Consider the following 19,586-nt stretch of genomic DNA (forward strand, 5'->3'; position numbering starts at 1 on the left):
TACAATATTCGTATCGTATTCGCACGTTTATTAAAAATGAAAAGAAAGGAGTACAAAATGAAAAAAATTCTATTAATTATTCCAATATTCATCGTTCTACTTAGCGGATGTAGCAAGAATGATATATACGGTTCTTGGGAAGTCATTGACAACAAAAATGGTCTTTGCCCTGCATCTTATAAATTTGAAACAGTTGTAAAAGAAGAAAAGAAAGAAAAAATTATTCAAAACTTAGTAGAGATGCAAACAACGAAGAAAAAAGAAGATTTATACAAAGGTTCATTTGTAAAGGATTCTAATGTGTATCACATTGATTATGGTAACTCATTTACATCGGATCAAACTGTAAAAGTTGTCGATGGCAAATTAAATGTATACTTTTATGCAGTGGAAAAGTTATGTACATATAAAAAGAAATGATTACACTTCATATATGACGCAGGAAATATTTTCTGCGTTATTTTTAATTTACAAAACCTCCCCAAAAACATTTTCCTCTTTTAAATCTTTAAATTTAAATGTAGTATTATATAATAAAAATATTTTAATGCGAGGTGCTTTTTTTGAGAAGTTTAAGTTCATTAATTGTATCAACAATCTGTTCCATTACCCTAATCCTATGGAGTGCACTTTCATTTTATGAAAGATTCACGACAGGAAATTCATACTATTGGCTTAGTGGTATATTAGGCCTCGTTTTCGTGTTCTTTTTCATCCAAAATATGCGGGATATACTTAATAAAAACTATAAAATATCCTAAACCTTATAGAAAGATAGAATAAACAGTTCAGTTAACCAATCCTTATTTACAACGCCCTTTCAAAAAAAACTAATCCTCCCTCTAAATTTGTCAATCGTTTTAATTTTCTTAAAAAAATGATAAAATGTAAACATGTGTTTTCAGAATAATTAAAAACGCAGAAAGAAACACTGTTTTTAGGAGGGGTTTTGATGACTTACACGTTAGCAACTAGAATGAAAGCATTCCAATCTTCTATATTTAGTGAATTAGGGGCTTATAAAAAAGAAAAAATTTCAGCAGGTCACAAAATGATTGATTTAAGTATCGGGAATCCTGATATGCCGCCTGCTGACTTCGTAAGAGAAGAAATGGTACATACAGCAAGTGAAAAAGAAAGCTACGGATACACATTAAGTGGTATTCAAGAATTTCACGAAGCTGTAACTGAATATTACAACGACACTCATAACGTTAAATTAAATGCCGATAAAGAAGTTTTATTATTAATGGGTTCACAAGACGGACTTGTTCATTTACCTATGGTTTATGCAAATCCGGGAGATATTATATTAGTTCCGGATCCAGGGTATACAGCTTATGAAACTGGAATTCAAATGGCTGGTGCAACATCTTACCACATGCCATTAAAGAAAGAAAATGAATTCTTACCTAACTTAGAGTTAATTCCTGCAGAAATTGCCGAAAAAGCGAAAATGATGATTTTAAACTTCCCAGGAAATCCCGTTCCAGCAATGGCTCATGAAGATTTCTTTAAAGAGGTAATCACATTCGCGAAAAAGCATAATATTATTGTTGTCCATGATTTTGCTTATGCTGAATTTTATTTTGATGGTAAAAAAACAATTAGCTTCCTCTCTGTACCTGGTGCTAAAGAAGTTGGCGTAGAAATCAACTCTTTGTCAAAAAGTTATAGTTTAGCAGGTAGCCGTATTGGATATATGATTGGAAACGAAGAAATTGTTCGTGCACTTACTCAGTTTAAATCCAATACAGATTATGGTGTGTTTTTACCAATTCAAAAAGCGGCATCAGCTGCACTAAGAAATGGCGCTGCGTTTTGTGAGAAAAATCGCGGTATTTATCAAGAACGTAGAGATACTTTAGTTGATGGATTCCGCACATTTGGCTGGAATGTTGATAAACCAGCTGGTAGTATGTTCGTCTGGGCCGAAATTCCGAAAGGCTGGACTTCTATAGATTTCGCTTATGCATTAATGGATCGTGCAAATGTCGTTGTTACACCAGGTCACGCATTTGGACCTCATGGTGAAGGATTTGTACGTATTGCACTTGTTCAAGATAAAGAAGTGTTACAACAAGTTGTTGAAAACATTCGAAATAGCGGTATTTTTTCTCTTGAAAAAATAAATGAATTAGTCAAAAATTAATGGTAACTCCCCTGCTTAACTGTAGCAGGGGTATTATTTATTGGAGGTACTTTCATTGCATATTAAAGACACTCTTCCTCATCGTTATCCTTTTTTAATGATTGATAAAGTAACAAATGTAAAACATGGTGAATCCGTTACGGGATATAAACTCATTTCAAATAATGAGTGGTTTATAAATGATAATCAAAAACATATGCCTCATATGTTAATTGTAGAAGCACTTGCTCAGCTTAGTGCATTTGTAAATACAAATGACGCTGAAGGTCTAGGCTTCCTCTCTTCGTTGGATGGGGTTGAATTCCACGGAAACGCATATCCCGGTGATAAACTTGATTTACATTATAAGCTTACTCGCAATCGTCGAGGTTTTATTCTCGGTAAAGGCACTGCAACTATTAACGATCAGCCGATTGTAACTATAGAAAAGCTATTAATATATCAAGCAGAATAGAGACGATGTAATTCGTCAGGATATCTCTCTCCTACAAATTCGTCTCACCAACATGAACAGAGTAAACAAATTACTTGGTTAGGAGCAGGAAAATGGAAAGTACTATCGGTATCGATGCTGGAGGAACATTAACGAAAATTGCTTATTTGAACGAACAAAAGCAATTAGCTTTTGAAAAATTTTATTCAAATGAACAAGATAAAATAATAGATTGGCTTAAGAAAAACACTTGTATAAAACAAATATGTATAACAGGTGGTAAAGCAACACGATTACAGCAACTACTTTCAGACTCATATAAAATAGTAGAACTAAACGAATTTGAAGCTACTCTTGTAGGTGTCCGATACATATTAAAAGAAGAGCAATATGATATAAACAACTTTATTTTAACAAATATCGGTACAGGTACTTCCATTCATTACGTTTATAATGACAAATATATTCGAGCTGGTGGAACCGGTGTTGGCGGTGGTACTATTATGGGGCTTTCAAAAATATTAACAAATATAGATCATTTTGAAGATGTAATTCCTTTAACAAAATCAGGTTCTAGAAAAGAACTAGATATTACGGTTGGTGATATTTATGGTGGCATTCTCTCACCTATTGATAATAGCTTAACTGCAAGCAATTTTGGTAAAGCTACCAAAACAGATTCAAATTTTAGTAGTGCTGATATACTAGCAACTGTGCAAGGACTTGTCGGTGAAGTTGTTACTGCATTAAGCCTTCAATTCGCCGAAACAAAAAAAATTGACCATATTATTTATATTGGTTCCACTCTATGTAATAACGTACACCTTCAAAATATTATTAGTAGCTACACAGTATATCAAAATAAAACACCAATCTTTTTACAAGATGGTGGTAATAGCGGTGCGATTGGTGCTTTACTTCATGCTACGAATAAAAAAGGCTGACTTTTGTCAGCTTTTTTGCAACGGTACTTCAAATTCAATAATTGATTCTCCACCCTCTCGAATTAGCTCTACACTAATTCTATCAATTACACATTGTAACTTTTCAGGTAAACTACGAATATCCTTGGCTACTTTAGCAGCTAACTCCTCACTACTTTTTCTTCCCACTGTTACATGCGGTATGTATAGAATATCTGCTCTCAAAAATTGTAGCAAAGGACCTGTATATAATTTAGCGTGTAATTCTTCTATCTGTTCTTTCCCTCTCTCCACTTCCAAATACAAATAGTTTCCTACATTAGTGATACAATTTGCAAACTCAATTTCAATTTTGCCTATCCCTTTTACTAAATTCAAAATATGAGATCTTAATTCATCATTTGAAATATTACTCTTAAACGGAAATACAATTGTTATATGCGGTGGAATTAATTCAAATAAAGGATCATGTATTTGTCTAATATTCTCTATTTTATCGATGGACATATTATTTAGAAAAACTAAAATTGTACGTATTTTTATCCCCTCTACTTTCCCTTATTTTAATATGTATCATATTCTATAACTGTCTTGCACTTCAACAAATTATTTTACTTACATGTAAAAATAAAAAACTTCTCAAATGAGAAGTTTTCATATAACATGATTACTATTTTCCCGCCAAACTTTTCTAAACTTTATATAACAAGCAATTCTCCAGGGAATGATATACGATACTGCAACTATGTAAAATAATAAACCAATCGTTTGTTGATCTAAGTCAACAATATATTGCCTTGAACCATATCTCAAAACGACAAGTCCAATAAAAGTAATTAAAAAAGCTGCACTTTTTTTCGTATAAATATTCCCATCATCTCTTCGCTCATAATTTGTTAAAACTATAAGTGGTACGGCGAAAAGAATTCCAATGAATGCTGCTATTATAACTTCTAAGATAGCTGGATGCATGGGACCAAAAAACCATACAATACCTGGTGTTAAAAATAGTAATGGCCACAAAATACGTATCCCAGTCCCCTTTATAGGTTTATACATAGATCGATAACGACGCCAGAATATTAGTAGTGCAATGCATAAAAAGACGGTAATAAGTGAAGATGTGTCTCCCATTTACTATCCTTCTCTCTATAGTAATCTAATAATATTTTAAATCGTTTTTTCGAATGACACTTTACGAATAAATATACTACTAGTTATGATATAAAGAACAGTTAATCCAATTGAAATAACAGTAAAATATGGAATATCTACTAAAGATCCATCACTCGTAAATAATAAACCGGTTACCCCTGCTTCCCCATAAAGCACACTATTTGTTGATAAGAAAAGGGATCCACCAATCATAAGACCAATCCACTGAAATCGTTGCTTAAAAACTACTACCACTTGGAAGAAACATGCTGTTGTAACATAAAATAAAAATTGCAAAATAAATTGTTGTACCGATTGCTCCCCAAAACTAACATTTACTAAATTGTATTTTACATCTTGCAAAAGCATTACTTGAAGAAACGAAAACATTGCGGATTGCAATACGATATAACAAATCGCTCCGATGAAATATTGAATTCTCGTTACACCGAATGAAACTGCTAAACGAAATAGCTCATCTTGTATAATGAAAACACTCCCTACTATAAATAACATAATTGCTATTGAAGAGTTATTTATAATTTCAGGTAAATAACCAATGTTCGCTCCATTTAAATGAGCAGCATTTAAAGCCCCTTTGATTAATAAAGCTACAATCCAAAATATTATAATTGCTTTATAATGAAAATTTATATGTAACTTCAACTGCTTCATTAACATCGTCATTTCACTTCACCACCCGTTATGTGTATAAATAGTTTTTGTAATGTAATTCTATCAATCAGTAACCCTTCTTTTTCAAGAGAGTAATAATCTTCATTAGAAAGTCCTTCCCATATAACAGCAATCCCCTTATTTCCATAAACTTCTCGATTTATTACTTTTTTATTGATTGAAAACTCATCCACTTTATCTTTTTTCCCTGAAATAATATGACCTTGTTGTAATAGATCTTCCACTGATGATTGAACAACTAGTTTTCCTTCTTTTATGATGATTACATCTTCAATCACATGAGTAACTTCTTCTACTAAATGAGTTGATAATATAATTGTTCGTGGATATTCACCGTAATCTTCTAGTAGTAAATTATAAAATAACTCACGATGTGCTGCGTCTAAACCGGTAGTTGGTTCATCAAAAATAGTAATTGGCGCTCTACTTGCTAAACCTTGAATAATGCCGACGACTGTTTGCATGCCGTGTGATAGTTTATGGTATTTCTCTGTCATATTAAGCTGAAATTTATCAGCGAGTTCTTCAGCATACTTTCCATCCCAGTTTTTATAAAACATGCTGCACATCTTAAAAATTTCTTTTACTTTAAAATTTAAATGTGCTTCTTCTTTCACTCTAACAAAACAAAGATTTTGCATCGCTTTACTATTTTCAAAAACATTTTCACCAAATATTGATACGTTACCACTACTTGAAGTAATTTGGCCTGCAAATAAATTTAATAGTGTCGTTTTTCCTGCTCCATTTCTGCCGAGTAAACCATAAATTTTATGCTCTTCCAATGAAATCGTTACTTCATTTACCGCTACTTTCTTTTTATATCTTTTCGTTACATCTTTCGTTTCAAGTACAATCATCCCTCTTTCCCCTCCTTCGTAATTTTTTGAATCATATCCATCAATTCATCTTTTGATATTTCTAATACTTTTGCTTCTTCCCACACTTTCGGTAAATATTCGGTCATAAAAGTATTTTGTCTTTTTTTTAGTACGACTTCTTTTGCTCCCTTTGCAACAAACATCCCGATCCCTCTCTTTTTATATAGAATCCCTTCATCCACTAATACGTTTACCCCTTTTGCTGCAGTAGCTGGATTGATTTGTAACATCTTCGCAAATTGATTTGTTGATGGAACTTGTTCTTCTTCAAGTAATATGTCTTTTAAAATATCAGATTCAATCGTTTCTGCAATTTGTAAGTATATTAATTTATTTTGTTCCAGAGTAGGTTTCACAATTTCACCACCTTAGGTTCATAGGTTCATTACTTATGTAATTAACCATATCACATAAAAATATTTATTTCCATAAATTTCTTTCACAAAAAAAGAGAGTCATTCTTTTAAGAATGGCTCTCTTTCTAAAATGTTGAAGTATCAACTCTTGTTCTCAAATTCTTTTCATTTTATTTCAACTGCTGCACCGGATATTTAGCAAATAAAGCTTTCCGAAACTCTTTATCATTTATAAGCATTGTAATTTTTTCGTTATTATCGTTAAGGAACTTTACTCCTTTCTTTTTATCCCATATATCATTTTCTTTTGGAAAATCATCAAATTTTTCATACAAGATTGATAGTATATCTTCTCTTTTTATCGTGAAATTTTTATTTTCTACTTGAAACTCGTAACTTTTCGCATTTGGTACTAAAATCGCTAGATAAATAACGTTAAAGAGAAAATTCTTCTCCATTGTGTCCTTGCCATCAAACCAATACGTCTCAACCATGTCTTCTGTCAGAGTTCCATTTGCCCCATAGTTTACCTTTATGCTTTCATTCTCTAAACTTTTAATTTGAAATGTTTCACCACCGGGTAAATGATTAACAATTGCAACCACATCTGAGTTATTACCAACGTATGTCCCAGCATACTTCTTAAAATGACCAGATTCAACATCAGATATTTTTTTTATTCTTTCTCCACTAGAACAAGCAGTAATAAATAAAAAAATTGTTAGCATAACAACCACAATACGATGCATATATTTCATTTAGCATTCCCTATTTTTATCGATATTTCGTTCATTACAATACTTCTTCTCAAACCCCTTTAAAGTATACGCATTTTAATCAAAATTAAAAATTTTCAATTTTTATGTTTACAATTATCCATTAATTGTATATACTTACTAACGTAAGAAAAAATTCTAAAAGGAGGTCGAAGGAAATGATGAAATTACAATTACATGCTTTAACTTTAGCGTTAACTGCACCTTTGTTTTTCGGACAATTAAATATGAATTCGACCACCCTAATGGAGAATTGAAAATCGCACTTTATTTCTATTAATTCATAAATTCGCCACAGGAGGTCGTATACTTTCCTGTGGCTTTTTGACGCCCAGCCATAGGAGAACTATATCTTCCTGTGGCTTTTTTGTGCGATTTTTTAGCCTCTTATATTATTTTTTAAAGAAAGGAGCAACATTCGATGACTATTAGCGTATTGTTTTTAAGTATTACGATTCAAAGAAATACAATTTCCAAAGATGAAATTTTTCATAATGAGCAAATTGAAAAAGCTATGAATGATGTTAAGGAGCGCCAAGCGCTTTATTGTGATCACCTGTAATTCCTTTTCGAAAGGAGGAATTCATTTATGACTTTTCATATTTTCTTTTTTACAACTGTACTTCAGAAAAACACTTTATCTGAAGATGAAATCATTCGTAAACAACAATTAAAACAACTGACTGATAAAATGACTGACATTAAAAGTTCATACTATACGCAAATGTATTAAAAATATATTTTTAAGGAGCAATATCTTCATGAAATTTAAAGCATTCTTTTTAACAATCACCATTCAAAAACGCAAGCTTTCACAGAATGAGATTTTACACGAACAACACGTTCAAAACATTATGGACCAAGTAAAAGAGCGTCAAGCTTCTTATTACAGCCGTCTTTTCTAAATAACTTTTAAAGGAGCATTATCCAAATGAAATTGACAGCATTCTTTTTAACGATTACCATTCAAAAACGTAAGCTTTCACAGAATGAGATTTTGCGTGAGCAACACATTCAAACTATTATGGGCGAAGTGAAAGAGCGTCAAGCCTCTTATTACAGCCGTCTTTTCTAAATAACTTTTAAAGGGGAAAAAACAAATGAAATTTAAAGTATTCTTTTTAACCATTACGATTCAAAAAACTAAGTTCTCAGACAGTGAGATATTGCATGACCATCAAATTAATAAAGCTATGGAGGATGTAAAAGAACGTCAAAGTCACTACTGTAGCCATCTATAATTCCTTTCGAAAGGAGGAATGTATCATGAAGTTTCACCTATTCTTTTTAACAATTACAATTCAGAAAAAGAACCTTTCTGAAGCTGAATTAAAACAAGAAGAACAATATAAAGAGATTATGGACGAAATTCGAGATCGTAGAAGCAAGTACTGCTCTCATCTATAATCCTTTAAAAATATAAAATTTGAAAGGGGTCGATTATGATGTTGCTAGCACGCTGTAAGGAAATGATTTGGATAGTTCAGAGGGATTCCACATAGTTTTATAGAGCATAGTTTTATAGAGCCTATATCACACATGTTTGCCGTTATATTTGATGTGTAATAAATATATAATAAAATTGCATTCATACACTTTTTAAAAACGATTAACAAATAAAGATACACCACTTAAAAAGCGGTGTATCTTTCTCAACATATACTATTTCCGATTACTTCTCTTCGTCTTAAACAGTCTCACTAAGTTCGAAACAACTGTTTTTGTTACTGCATAAACTGGTACTGCCAAAATCATTCCGATAATTCCCGCAAAGTTACCTACCCCTAGAATTAAAATAATAATTGTTAATGGATGGATATTTAATTTTGAACTCATAATACGTGGTGAAATGATGTTACTTTCAAACTGTTGTACAATTGTTACGATAATAATTACGTACAACGCTTGCATCGGAGATACGAACAGACCTACAATAACAGCTGGTGCTGCACCGATAAATGGACCTAAGTTAGGAATGATATTTGTAAATGCTGCTATAATTCCTAAAACGAAAGCGTACGGTAAATCGATAATTAAATAACCGATAAAAGTAAAAGCACCTACAAATATACAAACGAGCGCTTGCCCTTGAATATATGCAGATAATGTTTCGTTCGTTTCCTTAATGATACGAAGTCCTTCTTCACGGTAAGACTCAGGTAATAGACTAACTGCTTTCCCTGGAAACGCATGTCCATCTTTAAACATATAAAATAAAATAAACGGTACTGTGAAGATAACTAATGCAACGTTTGTGATAATACCAAATAAAGCCGTTGCACTCGACGTAATCGTGTTTGGTATATCCTTTAAGTATTCAATCGCATTTTTCTCAATTGTTTCAATGGAAACGTAGTTTTGTGTAGATAACCATTCAAATAATCTGTGATGGGATAAATCTTGTATGTATAGTTTTCCCTCTTTAATATAACCGGGCATATTTTTTACTAAATCCATTAACTGTTGTGAGATCGTTGGAACAACTACTCCAACTCCAACTGCAGTTAATGTTATAATAAAAAGATATAACAGTAAAATCGCTAAATTTCTAGGTACTTTTTTATTCTCCAAAAAGACTAACAATGGGTTAAATATGAAGTATAAAAATAACGCGATTAAGATTGGGAAAAACAACGTTGATATGAAGATACCAATCGGTTGAAATAGAAACGATATTTTTGTGCAAATAAATATGATCGCTACAACCATTAGCACTTCTAATGTCCAAAAGTGCACTTTCGATTTCAAAAAAACGTCCTCCTTTAAACTAGCACTTCTCTTCATTGTACCAAAATAAGCAAGAATTTCACATAATATTTTCCTTTACAATATTCCAAAATACCAATAAATACACTACAATGAGATTACATACAAATTTGCAGGTAAAGGTGATAAAAATGACACAATGCATCATATGCAGAAAAGATACGAAAGAACTTAGTGAACAATATGTCATCCCCGAAATATTATGTGGATATTATTTCACAAACTCAATTTGTGATACTTGCCATGAACAAATGACAACAAATATTGATCGTCCCTTAATTCGGCATAAATTAAGTCAATTTAAGATTGAGCAAATGAAAAAACAAATTGATTCCCCGCTCTATACGAATGAACATGGTGAGGAACTTGCGGCTGCTGAGACAGATGTTGTTGAAGTAAGTGATGAAATACTTTATTCCAATGCATTAATTATGAAACTATGTAAAAAGCACGATATTTCACTACATAATGAAATTTGGAAAGAAGAACGTGTAACGAAAGTAGCTAGCTCTATTCAACGTGAATTACTTTTAGATAACCGTAAATACAAAATGAGTGTATTAAAAACAGCTTATACTTTCGCTGTACAAGCTGTTGATGGCTATTTTGAAGATCCAGATGCGATTGTTATTTCTAACATTCTATCAAATGCCGATTTTATGGAATTAAAAGAAAAAAGTATAGTTCGTGATTTGAGTAAAAGTTCTTTATGGAATACATTAAATACAAATAGCGAGAACCATTACTTTATTTTATTAAGTGATAAAGATGGCCTGTTCTGTTTCATTCGTCTATTTGATATATTTGACATTGTCGTTCATTTATCAGAAAAGAGATATGAACTTTCATCTCCAATTGTCGGCGTAAATGATGTAAATAGGCAGGAATTTTATGTCCAAACTTTAAAACAGTATATGGATGGGCTATTTAAAGAAAAAAAACCTACTATTTAATCGAAATCAGAACATACGGTCTCCTTTCTTGACGAAAAGACACTGTGTTATAATAAGTATGAAAAGAACAATACAATCACATAAACCAATTATTAATTGTAAATAAATAAAAAAGACCAGTGTGCGGCTACACACTAGTCCACGTAACTTAGCAGATTGGATTGTTCATTTATCCTATTTGTTTCTTACAAACAAAACAACCCACATTCTATTGGCATAGGTGGGTTGTTATTTTTTGAGCTTGTCTATTAAAACGACGACGAACGTTAACAATGCAACGAGAAACAGTCCACCCTGCAGTAGCAACGCTATTTCACTCACGTATTATCACCCCCCTCCTACTTTGGAGAAGTGATAATTGAACAACCAACCGCACCTTAAGTTACTATTTAATTTTACCATATTTTCTAATAGTTTACGACGAAAACCCGCAAGTGGAATACTTGCGGGTTTTTTTATCCCGTATTAACAGGCAGTAAACAAAATGAAGCAAAACATAGGTGAAACTGCCTGTTAATAGCCGATTGGTTCAACTTTATTTCTCACTATTTTTTTAATGCATATGCATCAGCTATCATTTCACCAACAATTTTATTTTCTTGTTTCTTCTCGTCTTTCAATAAAGGAAATAACAGTTCTGCCACTTCATATGCCTCTTCTAAATGGGGGTATCCCGATAATACAAACGTATCAATTCCTAACGCTTCATATTCTTTTATTCTTGCTGCTACTGTATGCGGATCTCCAACAAGCGCAGTACCAGCACCACCTCTTACAAGCCCAATTCCAGCCCATAAGTTAGGACTGATCTCTAACGACTCTCTCGTTCCTTTATTTAAATGTGTCATTCGTTTTTGTCCAACTGAATCATATCTTGCAAATGTTTTTTGAGCGAGCTCAATTGTTTCATTATCGACATATTGAATTAACCTTTTAGCCTCTTCCCATGCTTCTTCTTCTGTCTCTCTTACAATTACGTGTAGTCTAATACCAAATCGTACGTTACGCCCCTTCTCTTCTGCAAGTTTTTTTACTTCATCTATTTTCTCTTTCACTTGCTCTGGTGGCTCTCCCCAAGTTAAATATACATCACTATGTTCAGCCGCAACTTCTTTACCTGCAGCGGACGATCCACCAAAATAAATTGGTGGATACGGTGTTTGAACCGGAGGAAATACAACTTTACTATCCGTAACTTTAATATGTTTTCCTTCTAAAGAGATTGTTTCACCTTGTAATACTGACTTCCAAATCTTTAAAAATTCATCTGCAACTTCATATCTTTCATCATGTTCAAGATACAATCCATCACCTTGCAATTCAACAGGATCTCCTCCAGCTACTACATTAATAAGTAATCTCCCATCTGAAATTCTATCAAATGTAGATGCCATCCTCGCTGCAACTGTCGGTGACATTAGCCCTGGTCTAACTGCTACTAAAAATTTTAATTTCTCTGTCTCAGCCGCAAGAGCTGATGCTAACACCCATGGATCTTCACAACCTTGACCAGTTGGAAGTAATACACCCGAATATCCTAAATAATCAGCTGCAGTTGCAACTTGTTTATAATAACCATACTCAGCTGCTCTTCCTCTTTTTGTCGTTCCTAAATATCGACCATCTCCATAAGCCGGAATAAACCATAATAATTCCATACCTTTACACACCCCTTATTTATTTTGAAACGTATACTAACATACTCTATATAAATTACCCCTAATAATTTATATGTTAATTCCCTGTCTCTCCTTTAAAATTATCTCGCCATCTTAAAAACTTCACTTCTAGTAAACGTACGAGTGAATCAGAAAACTTCCCAACGAATGCAAAAATAATAATGCCGACAAATACGATATCTGTATTTGAAAATTGCCTTGCATCCATAATCATATAACCGATACCTTCTGTAGATCCCATAAGTTCTGCTACTACTAAACTCACCCATGCAACTCCTAATGATAATCTTGCTCCTAGTAATAGGTTCGGCAATGCTGCTGGTAAAATTAATTTTGTAATTAATTTTCTTTTACTAAACTCTAACACTCTCGCAACATCAAATAATTTTGAATCTACACCTCGTATTCCTAAAAACGCATTTACGTATAAAGGGAAAAATGCGCCGTCCGCAATTAATAACACTTTCGATGTTTCGCCAAAACCGAACCATAATACGAAAAGCGGCGCAACTGCTAAATGAGGTACAGTTCTTAACATCTGTACAGACGGATCTAAATATTGCTCACTTCTCGTTGAAAATCCAACAATCGTTCCTAAAATGATTCCTAAGCTCCCGCCGATAAAGAAACCAGCTGCTGCCCTAAATACACTAATACTTAAATGTCCGAATAACTCTCCTGTTTTTAAAAGTTCTTGAAAAGCTAAAAATATATCTAATGGCGTTGGTAAAACTGTTTTAGAAACAAGATCAAATGCGCCGGCCAACTGCCAAATCATTAATATAATAATCGGTATAGTAATTGCCCTTACTAAAACTTTTAAATTTAACTTTCGCACTTTCTTTACATTATTTTTCTCGATCGTTATCCTCGTTGGTTTCATAACCACTTTCGTATTTTCCAATTTACAAAACCTCTTTTCACTTCGCCTTTAGCGCTGTTTCTACGAAAGAATTATCTACAACTTTTTCAGTCTTAATTTCTTTCTTTATAGAACCGAGCTTATATTGAAAATCCGCTGTCTTTTGCTGTTCAGCTATTATTTCCTTCGTAACTGGAACTAAAATGGGCTTGTCGTGATTAAACACTTCTTTTACAATTTCTGCATCTATTTTCTTTGCAGAAGTATATATCTTTATTGCTTCATCCAAATTATCATCTTGCCATGCGCGTGCTTTTTCATACACCTTGAGAAACTTCTCAACTAATTCTGGGTGTTCCTTAGCAAACTTTGTTCTCGCAATTAAAAATTCTGGTGAAGAAACATTCAATGTGTCACCATCTGCAATCACCTTCGCTCCTTTATTTACCGTATGTAATGATATGAAAGGATCCCAAATTGCCCAGGCATCTACTGATCCTGATTCGAATGCAGGCTGTGCTTCATCTGGTTGTAATTGAATGACATTTACATCTTTCGCATTGATACCTTCTTTATCAAGTGCTCGATACAGTAAATTAAATGCGCTACTTCCTTTTGCGACTGCTATTTTCTTGCCTTTCAAATCTTTTACACTTGTAATCTTACTATCTTTTTGTACAAGAATTCCTGTTCCTTTCCTCGCATAACTTGTATTGGCAATTTCGGTAAATCCAATACCAGCCGCTTGCGCTGAAATAACTGGGGAGTTCCCAACTTCACCAAAGTCTAATCGATTTGATGCGATTGCTTCAAAATAGGGAGGTCCGCTTTGAAACTCTGTCCATTTCACTTTAACCCCTTCTTTTTTAAACTCCTCTTCAAACCAACCCTTTTTCTGTGCCAGTAAGAGCGGGCTTAATCCTTGCTGAATACCAATTTGTACTGTTACATCTTCCTTCTTACTACTTGCTGTGCTTTTTTCACATCCGAATAAAAATAAAGAAATAGCTAAAGCAAAAGAAAGAACTTTGATTTTTTTATACATATATACCCACTCTTTCCTTATATACTTGTTTGAATTAGTCCCCCATGTTCAAACTGCTGTAATACTTTCTTTCGAATTTCTTGGAATGACTCCGAAGTTTTACTACGCGGATAAGGTAAATTATTTTCAATCACTTTATGTACTTTTCCAGGCTTAGCACCCATGATAATAATTCGGTTCGAAAGATATATTGCTTCATCTATATCATGTGTAACGAATATCATTGTCGTCTTTTTTTGTTCCCAAATGTTGAGCAGTACTTCTTGCAAATGACTTCGGGTAAATGCATCCAGCGCTCCAAAAGGTTCATCAAGCAATAAGACATTTGGATCCCTTAACAATGCTCTTGCAATCGCAACACGTTGTGACATCCCGCCTGATATTTCTTTCGGATATGATTTTTCAAAACCGTCTAACCGAACGATTTCAACCCACTCTCTCACCTTATCCCTCACATACTTATCTTTTAATGACAAATCAGCTGCAATATTTTCTTCAACTGTTAACCATGGAAACAATCGATGTTCTTGAAAAATAAAGCCTTGTTTCTTACTTGGTTTTGTTATGTGCTCCCCGTCAATGATGATTTCTCCTTCAAAATCGCTGTCTAAACCAGCCACAATTTTTAATAATGTACTTTTTCCGCAACCACTCGGACCAATTACTGTGACAAAATCCCCTTTCTCTAATTGAAAATTAATATTCTCTAATACTTGGACAGTACCAGTTTGTTTCGAAAAACATTTTGAAACCCCATTAATTGAAACAGTCACTTCTTCCCCTCCTTGAAATGATTCATCTAAATGAACAGATTCAGTATTTATGCAATAAAAAAACCAAAGGCATTTTATCAACAGATAAAATGCCTTTGGTTTCTCCAATCAGCAATACGTTATGGAATTAAGTACATATTATACAAATATTTCCGATAAGTCAACTAGGTTTTATTGAAATTTAACTATTTCTTCCATATCCCATTTTTAAAGAATGTATTCGTCTCTAAAATAATTGCGGAAAGTAACTCTTGGATATTACCTGTCAATGCATAAAGGGCTTTCTTCACATTTCCATCTTCAAAGATTTCTAACGGCTCAGGTAATTCATCCTCATCCAATATAAAAAACTCTCCATTTGGAAGTACCATAATATCGATAATTAAATCTTCAAAGGAAACTACTTCATCTGTTATTTGTGTATTTTTTACAATATTAAAATAAGAGCCTAAATATTTTCCGTCCTTATCTCTCCATACGTATAAATTGTATGGACGATCTTCCCAATAGTATGCAATTGTATAACTTCCTTTTGGGATCGTTAACTTTGTATCGTTTACTGCCATTGTAAAAGAGTACTGCACTTCATGATATAAAATAACTTTGTCTGGCTGCGCTTCTATTACTAAACAAGCATGATCTACAGTTGTAGTATCATATCGGATTTTTCTTTCAATAATTTCAATTCCTAACGTACATAAGTAACTCATTTTTTTAATTCCCCTTTTATTTTAATTCTTTAATTATATCCTTTTATATTTCCACTAAGAAAGCGTTCAGTCCATTGGTTTCTTATTTTTAAATTTTAAATTCATATAATCTCATTTGCTACTCCACAAAAAAGCTCCTTCTAAATTAGAAGGAACTCCAATAGCATTATGATTTTATAACGCACGATGAAAATTAGTAGCATTATTCATGGTTCAATTTCTCCGATACCATATCATAAAATCTCCGTTCCTCATCAACATTTAAATGAACACGACTTACTGTTTTAGAAAATCCATATAACAATTGAGCTTTCACTGGCCCTTTTAGTGTTATTTCAAATGTTGGAGGTTCCTTAATAAATTCCATCACAGTTGCATCAAGAACCTCTTTCTCTTTCTTTAATGATTCTCCTTTATAAAACGTAATTGTATCAATTTGTGTAAATGGTATAACAATTTTCTTTCCTAATCCAATTTGAATAATTACTTTTTCTTCCGTAACAATAATTGGATTTTTACGCATTGCTTGTATTTCAGCTAAAAAATAAAACATTGCATATACGTTTAAAATAAGTAAAATCCATGCTACAACTGGATTCCATTGATGAAGTAAATAATGAAAACCAATACTTTCTATTAAGGTCGCATGGATCATCATGATATATACACCTATTGCACCAGTCTTTTTGTGATATGAATATACGTATTCACCTTTTGGCACTTTTTCACGCCACGATAAAAATGCATAATAGATTAACTTACACTCTGTTACAATGATATCTACTAACTTACTTCTTTTCATAGTAGCATCAAACGCTGCATCAATTGCATAAGAAAATGAAGAATACTCACTTTTATATTCTTTATATCTTTTTACTATGTTAGGAAGCATTCTAACAATTTTATATAGAAGGAAAAACTCTAAGCATACAAATGCAATTTCTCCCGCAACTATAATATAAGAAACGTATGAAAAAGCTTGTAAATAGTTACTCGGAATAATAAACCTCGCAAATATATAACCAGCTATTATGACAGGAAATATGTACGTTAACGAGTATCTTTTTCGAATAATAAAGAAATATGTGATGATTGGAATTACAAACATACAATCTAATAATGACCCGAGAACTACTTCTTTCGGAGCATCTGGTACAATCGGAAGAGCATACAATAGATAGTTTGATAACAAAATGAAAGATATTAGTCCAAACCAAATACCTTTTCGCCTTCGTGATAATTCGACATTCATACGTTCACCCTCTATTTAAAAATCTCGTCTAAATGGTCTTTATAAAATGAAATGGCACGTTCAAATTCTTTAACTTCTTCTACTTTTATAACCGTTTCAAGTAATAATTTCATCGCGGATTCATGATCGTTAACATTATATTTTGCTAATGACAAAAATACTTTCATCACGTCATTATCCGGAAACTGCTGCAAACCTGTTTCTAAAACAGTAATTGCTTTGTCATACTCACCTATACAACGATATGTACTGCCAAGACCGATATATGCACCGCAAAGTGACTCCCCATCAAGACCATTTGCAATTGCCTGTTCATAATAAGGCATAGCTTCCGTTTCAAGCCCCATTACATCATGTATCCAAGCACATTGAAAAAGCACTTCTGCATCCCGCGTAAAATTGGTTAACCCCATTAGAATCTCTCTAGATTGCGCATATTTCTTTTCATTTCTTAGTTTAATAGCTTGCTTTAATAAATGTTCCATAGAATCCACTCCTCACCAATTATTCTATGTATCCATCTTGAATGGTTAACGTTTGTGTAAAAGTAAAATTCCAATAAATTAAAGTTTCGCTTACCCATATATACTATGCGGATTCACTCTTATCCAAATACTTAAAATTATAAAGCAGTAATGCGATTACATAGTAACTCTAACCTTTTGACAATTTCTTTCGCTGTTTCATCTTTTCCATTACATAACTTCCCTTTACCGTCTTGTCCAATTACGTAGTGCACCGCTCCGCGTGAATATAAAGAATGTGGTGAATTTGCAATCATTACACTCGCCTTCGCTTCTTCCATTCTATTTTTCGCTCTTTCAAACAGTTCTTCTTCATTTACATCGCTTTCAAGTTTAAAGCCAACGAGTACAGTTTCTGAATCCCACTCTTTTATTTGTTTTAATACTTTCGGTGCCTTTTGAAAATGTATAATCGGTGCTATATCACTTGAAATTTTCCCATTCATATCAAGAACATTACCATCTTGATCACAAATTTTGTCTACAACCCAATCTGATCCAGCCGCTGCCATAATGACCGCATCGATTTTTTCATGTGTAATTATACTTTTCATTTTATCTTGTAAATCAACAATTCCTTCAAATGGGTGTAATTCTAATTGATTGTTTACATCGTTCGGTTTCTCAGCGAAATAACCGTGTAAATATATAACATGTGCTCCTCTACTTATAAACTCTTCAGCGATTATTCTACCAATTGTTCCTTTTGCCATATTCGTATGACCACGCACTTGGTCCCATTTTTCTAAACAACCACCACTCGTAATTAATATCTTTTTCCCCTTCATTGTAACCATCCCTTACTGATTTTTCTTACGAAACCATTCTGTTCCAAAGTCAACGATATCTCGTTGCTTCATAAGACGGCACGTTGCATTTCCTATTTTTCCATTTGTTACATTTCCTTTTCGCTCAAACTCTACACCGATTTCTACAAACTTATCAGAATCGTAATCCATATCAACAAACTCTTTCCATACTCTTGCACCATTCTCTATAATTGGTGCCCCTACTTTTATTAACTCACATGCACCAGTACGTACTTCAGATAAATGTACAGACGTATTGGAATCATATCCAACACCAATTAATAATATGTATCCATCTAAATCGTATATTTTTCGTAATGGAGATTCTTCTCCTAAACTAATTGATAACGACTGATTCATCGTTATTTCTTCTGCATGTTTTCCCCATGCAGCAAAACTTCCTAATGGATGGTTGCTACGTACTACATTCGGGTATGTACGAAAACATTCAACTACTTTTCCCATTGCCCTTGTTGGTGTTATATGTGGCTCAAACGCCGGGACATTATCTCGAATAATTTGCCACCATTCTTCAGGTACAGGTGGTCTTGACCAATGTTTCGGATCAGATAAATCCGAAGATTGAGTTGGCATAATAATTGTTCCCTCTTCCGTAATAACTTTCATTAACGCCTCTACTACCGCAACGGCTCCGCCAGATACCCAGCCAATAGAACTGAGCGAAGAATGCACAATAACCGTCATTCCTTTTTCTAACCCTAATTCTCTTAAATCATTTGTAATTGTTTTGATTGTATTTGGCAATTGTGTACTTGCCACTATGTCATTCATTTTCACGATTGTTCCCCCATTTTTTTAAAACTAATACATACATATATTA

General features: G+C 33.1%; 28 protein-coding genes. 11 read left to right on the forward strand and 17 right to left on the reverse strand.

The features are described 5' to 3' along the window. Positions 1–57 precede the first annotated feature (57 nt). The 4 genes from QCI41_RS04480 to coaW all read left to right on the forward strand — a co-directional run bounded on the left by QCI41_RS04480 (position 58) and on the right by coaW (position 3,529). Positions 58–420 (forward strand): hypothetical protein, encoded by a 363-nt coding sequence (locus QCI41_RS04480; protein WP_353838186.1) that lies wholly within the window; start codon positions 58–60, stop codon positions 418–420. A gap of 532 nt (positions 421–952) precedes the next feature. Next, positions 953–2,152 carry an LL-diaminopimelate aminotransferase gene (locus QCI41_RS04485; RefSeq protein WP_353838185.1) on the forward strand — a complete coding sequence of 400 codons (1,200 nt, stop codon included), beginning with the start codon at positions 953–955 and terminating at the stop codon, positions 2,150–2,152. 55 nt (positions 2,153–2,207) lie between these two features. Then, a complete protein-coding gene (locus QCI41_RS04490; RefSeq protein ID WP_353838184.1) occupies positions 2,208–2,606 on the forward strand; it encodes a 3-hydroxyacyl-ACP dehydratase FabZ family protein in 399 nt (132 codons plus the stop codon). Between the two features lie 92 nt (positions 2,607–2,698). Next, positions 2,699–3,529, forward strand: coding sequence for a type II pantothenate kinase (gene coaW / locus QCI41_RS04495; RefSeq protein WP_353838183.1), 831 nt, complete (start codon positions 2,699–2,701; stop codon positions 3,527–3,529). 6 nt (positions 3,530–3,535) lie between these two features. Here coaW and QCI41_RS04500 read toward each other — a convergent pair whose 3' ends face one another. From QCI41_RS04500 to QCI41_RS04525, 6 genes are all read right to left on the reverse strand, one after another. Continuing rightward, on the reverse strand, positions 3,536–4,045 hold the full coding sequence (locus QCI41_RS04500; RefSeq protein ID WP_353838872.1) for a 2'-5' RNA ligase family protein: 510 nt from the start codon (positions 4,043–4,045) through the stop codon (positions 3,536–3,538). A gap of 117 nt (positions 4,046–4,162) precedes the next feature. Further along, complete coding sequence (locus QCI41_RS04505) at positions 4,163–4,642, reverse strand: CcdC family protein (RefSeq protein WP_353838182.1); 480 nt, start codon at positions 4,640–4,642, stop codon at positions 4,163–4,165. Positions 4,643–4,678: 36 nt separating this feature from the next. Then, the gene (locus QCI41_RS04510) at positions 4,679–5,350 is read right to left on the reverse strand and encodes a DUF4052 family protein (RefSeq protein WP_048560744.1); all 672 of its coding nucleotides are present in this window, start codon (positions 5,348–5,350) and stop codon (positions 4,679–4,681) included. Next, a complete protein-coding gene (locus QCI41_RS04515) occupies positions 5,347–6,219 on the reverse strand; it encodes an ABC transporter ATP-binding protein (RefSeq protein ID WP_353838181.1) in 873 nt (290 codons plus the stop codon). The genes QCI41_RS04510 and QCI41_RS04515 overlap by 4 nt, the downstream gene beginning before the upstream one ends. After that, positions 6,216–6,596: a GntR family transcriptional regulator gene (locus tag QCI41_RS04520; RefSeq protein ID WP_000805194.1), complete on the reverse strand. Its 381-nt coding sequence runs from the start codon at positions 6,594–6,596 to the stop codon at positions 6,216–6,218. The genes QCI41_RS04515 and QCI41_RS04520 overlap by 4 nt, the downstream gene beginning before the upstream one ends. Before the next feature lie 170 nt (positions 6,597–6,766). After that, positions 6,767–7,354, reverse strand: a complete 588-nt coding sequence (locus QCI41_RS04525) for a DUF4825 domain-containing protein (protein ID WP_353838180.1) — start codon at positions 7,352–7,354, stop codon at positions 6,767–6,769. A gap of 439 nt (positions 7,355–7,793) precedes the next feature. On the opposite strand from QCI41_RS04525, the gene QCI41_RS04530 reads away from it, so the two are divergent. From QCI41_RS04530 to QCI41_RS04555, 6 genes are read left to right on the forward strand one after another with little or no spacing between them, the layout of a single operon-like run. After that, a complete protein-coding gene (locus QCI41_RS04530) occupies positions 7,794–7,934 on the forward strand; it encodes a YrzI family small protein (protein WP_000156189.1) in 141 nt (46 codons plus the stop codon). A 27-nt stretch (positions 7,935–7,961) separates the two neighbouring features. Next, complete coding sequence (locus QCI41_RS04535) at positions 7,962–8,105, forward strand: YrzI family small protein (RefSeq protein WP_000142721.1); 144 nt, start codon at positions 7,962–7,964, stop codon at positions 8,103–8,105. Between the two features lie 28 nt (positions 8,106–8,133). Continuing rightward, entirely contained in the window at positions 8,134–8,277 is a 144-nt protein-coding gene (locus tag QCI41_RS04540) for a YrzI family small protein (protein WP_283881286.1), read from the forward strand. A gap of 26 nt (positions 8,278–8,303) precedes the next feature. Beyond that, positions 8,304–8,447 carry a YrzI family small protein gene (locus QCI41_RS04545; RefSeq protein ID WP_353838179.1) on the forward strand — a complete coding sequence of 48 codons (144 nt, stop codon included), beginning with the start codon at positions 8,304–8,306 and terminating at the stop codon, positions 8,445–8,447. Positions 8,448–8,472: 25 nt separating this feature from the next. After that, positions 8,473–8,613 (forward strand): YrzI family small protein, encoded by a 141-nt coding sequence (locus tag QCI41_RS04550; RefSeq protein ID WP_000669812.1) that lies wholly within the window; start codon positions 8,473–8,475, stop codon positions 8,611–8,613. 25 nt (positions 8,614–8,638) lie between these two features. Further along, the gene (locus QCI41_RS04555; protein WP_353838178.1) at positions 8,639–8,779 is read left to right on the forward strand and encodes a YrzI family small protein; all 141 of its coding nucleotides are present in this window, start codon (positions 8,639–8,641) and stop codon (positions 8,777–8,779) included. A 255-nt stretch (positions 8,780–9,034) separates the two neighbouring features. Here QCI41_RS04555 and QCI41_RS04560 read toward each other — a convergent pair whose 3' ends face one another. Beyond that, positions 9,035–10,120, reverse strand: coding sequence for an AI-2E family transporter (locus QCI41_RS04560; RefSeq protein ID WP_000837880.1), 1,086 nt, complete (start codon positions 10,118–10,120; stop codon positions 9,035–9,037). A 149-nt stretch (positions 10,121–10,269) separates the two neighbouring features. Between QCI41_RS04560 and QCI41_RS04565 the strand changes: the two genes are divergently transcribed. Then, positions 10,270–11,091: an HNH endonuclease gene (locus QCI41_RS04565; protein ID WP_046954359.1), complete on the forward strand. Its 822-nt coding sequence runs from the start codon at positions 10,270–10,272 to the stop codon at positions 11,089–11,091. 228 nt (positions 11,092–11,319) lie between these two features. On the opposite strand, the gene QCI41_RS04570 is transcribed toward QCI41_RS04565, so the two are convergent. The 10 genes from QCI41_RS04570 to aacC all read right to left on the reverse strand — a co-directional run bounded on the left by QCI41_RS04570 (position 11,320) and on the right by aacC (position 19,537). Further along, positions 11,320–11,412 (reverse strand): putative holin-like toxin, encoded by a 93-nt coding sequence (locus QCI41_RS04570; protein WP_001289320.1) that lies wholly within the window; start codon positions 11,410–11,412, stop codon positions 11,320–11,322. Positions 11,413–11,636: 224 nt separating this feature from the next. Continuing rightward, a complete protein-coding gene (gene ssuD / locus QCI41_RS04575; protein ID WP_353838177.1) occupies positions 11,637–12,749 on the reverse strand; it encodes an FMNH2-dependent alkanesulfonate monooxygenase in 1,113 nt (370 codons plus the stop codon). Positions 12,750–12,825: 76 nt separating this feature from the next. Continuing rightward, complete coding sequence (locus tag QCI41_RS04580; RefSeq protein ID WP_353838176.1) at positions 12,826–13,674, reverse strand: ABC transporter permease; 849 nt, start codon at positions 13,672–13,674, stop codon at positions 12,826–12,828. Positions 13,675–13,690: 16 nt separating this feature from the next. After that, positions 13,691–14,677 (reverse strand): aliphatic sulfonate ABC transporter substrate-binding protein, encoded by a 987-nt coding sequence (locus tag QCI41_RS04585; RefSeq protein WP_353838175.1) that lies wholly within the window; start codon positions 14,675–14,677, stop codon positions 13,691–13,693. Between the two features lie 17 nt (positions 14,678–14,694). Further along, positions 14,695–15,450 carry an ABC transporter ATP-binding protein gene (locus QCI41_RS04590; protein WP_353838174.1) on the reverse strand — a complete coding sequence of 252 codons (756 nt, stop codon included), beginning with the start codon at positions 15,448–15,450 and terminating at the stop codon, positions 14,695–14,697. Positions 15,451–15,635: 185 nt separating this feature from the next. After that, positions 15,636–16,160, reverse strand: coding sequence for a ribonuclease FAU-1 family protein (locus QCI41_RS04595; protein ID WP_353838173.1), 525 nt, complete (start codon positions 16,158–16,160; stop codon positions 15,636–15,638). 202 nt (positions 16,161–16,362) lie between these two features. Next, the gene (locus QCI41_RS04600) at positions 16,363–17,412 is read right to left on the reverse strand and encodes a hypothetical protein (RefSeq protein WP_353838172.1); all 1,050 of its coding nucleotides are present in this window, start codon (positions 17,410–17,412) and stop codon (positions 16,363–16,365) included. Between the two features lie 11 nt (positions 17,413–17,423). After that, the gene (locus QCI41_RS04605; RefSeq protein WP_353838171.1) at positions 17,424–17,897 is read right to left on the reverse strand and encodes a tetratricopeptide repeat protein; all 474 of its coding nucleotides are present in this window, start codon (positions 17,895–17,897) and stop codon (positions 17,424–17,426) included. Between the two features lie 137 nt (positions 17,898–18,034). Continuing rightward, the gene (locus tag QCI41_RS04610; RefSeq protein ID WP_353838170.1) at positions 18,035–18,724 is read right to left on the reverse strand and encodes a phosphopantothenoylcysteine decarboxylase domain-containing protein; all 690 of its coding nucleotides are present in this window, start codon (positions 18,722–18,724) and stop codon (positions 18,035–18,037) included. A gap of 12 nt (positions 18,725–18,736) precedes the next feature. Further along, on the reverse strand, positions 18,737–19,537 hold the full coding sequence (gene aacC, locus QCI41_RS04615; protein ID WP_353838871.1) for a BA2930 family N-acetyltransferase: 801 nt from the start codon (positions 19,535–19,537) through the stop codon (positions 18,737–18,739). Between the last annotated feature and the right edge of the window lie 49 nt (positions 19,538–19,586).

It is taken from the genome of Bacillus cereus group sp. MG4 (assembly GCF_040460055.1).
Lineage (GTDB): Bacteria > Bacillota > Bacilli > Bacillales > Bacillaceae_G > Bacillus_A > Bacillus_A wiedmannii.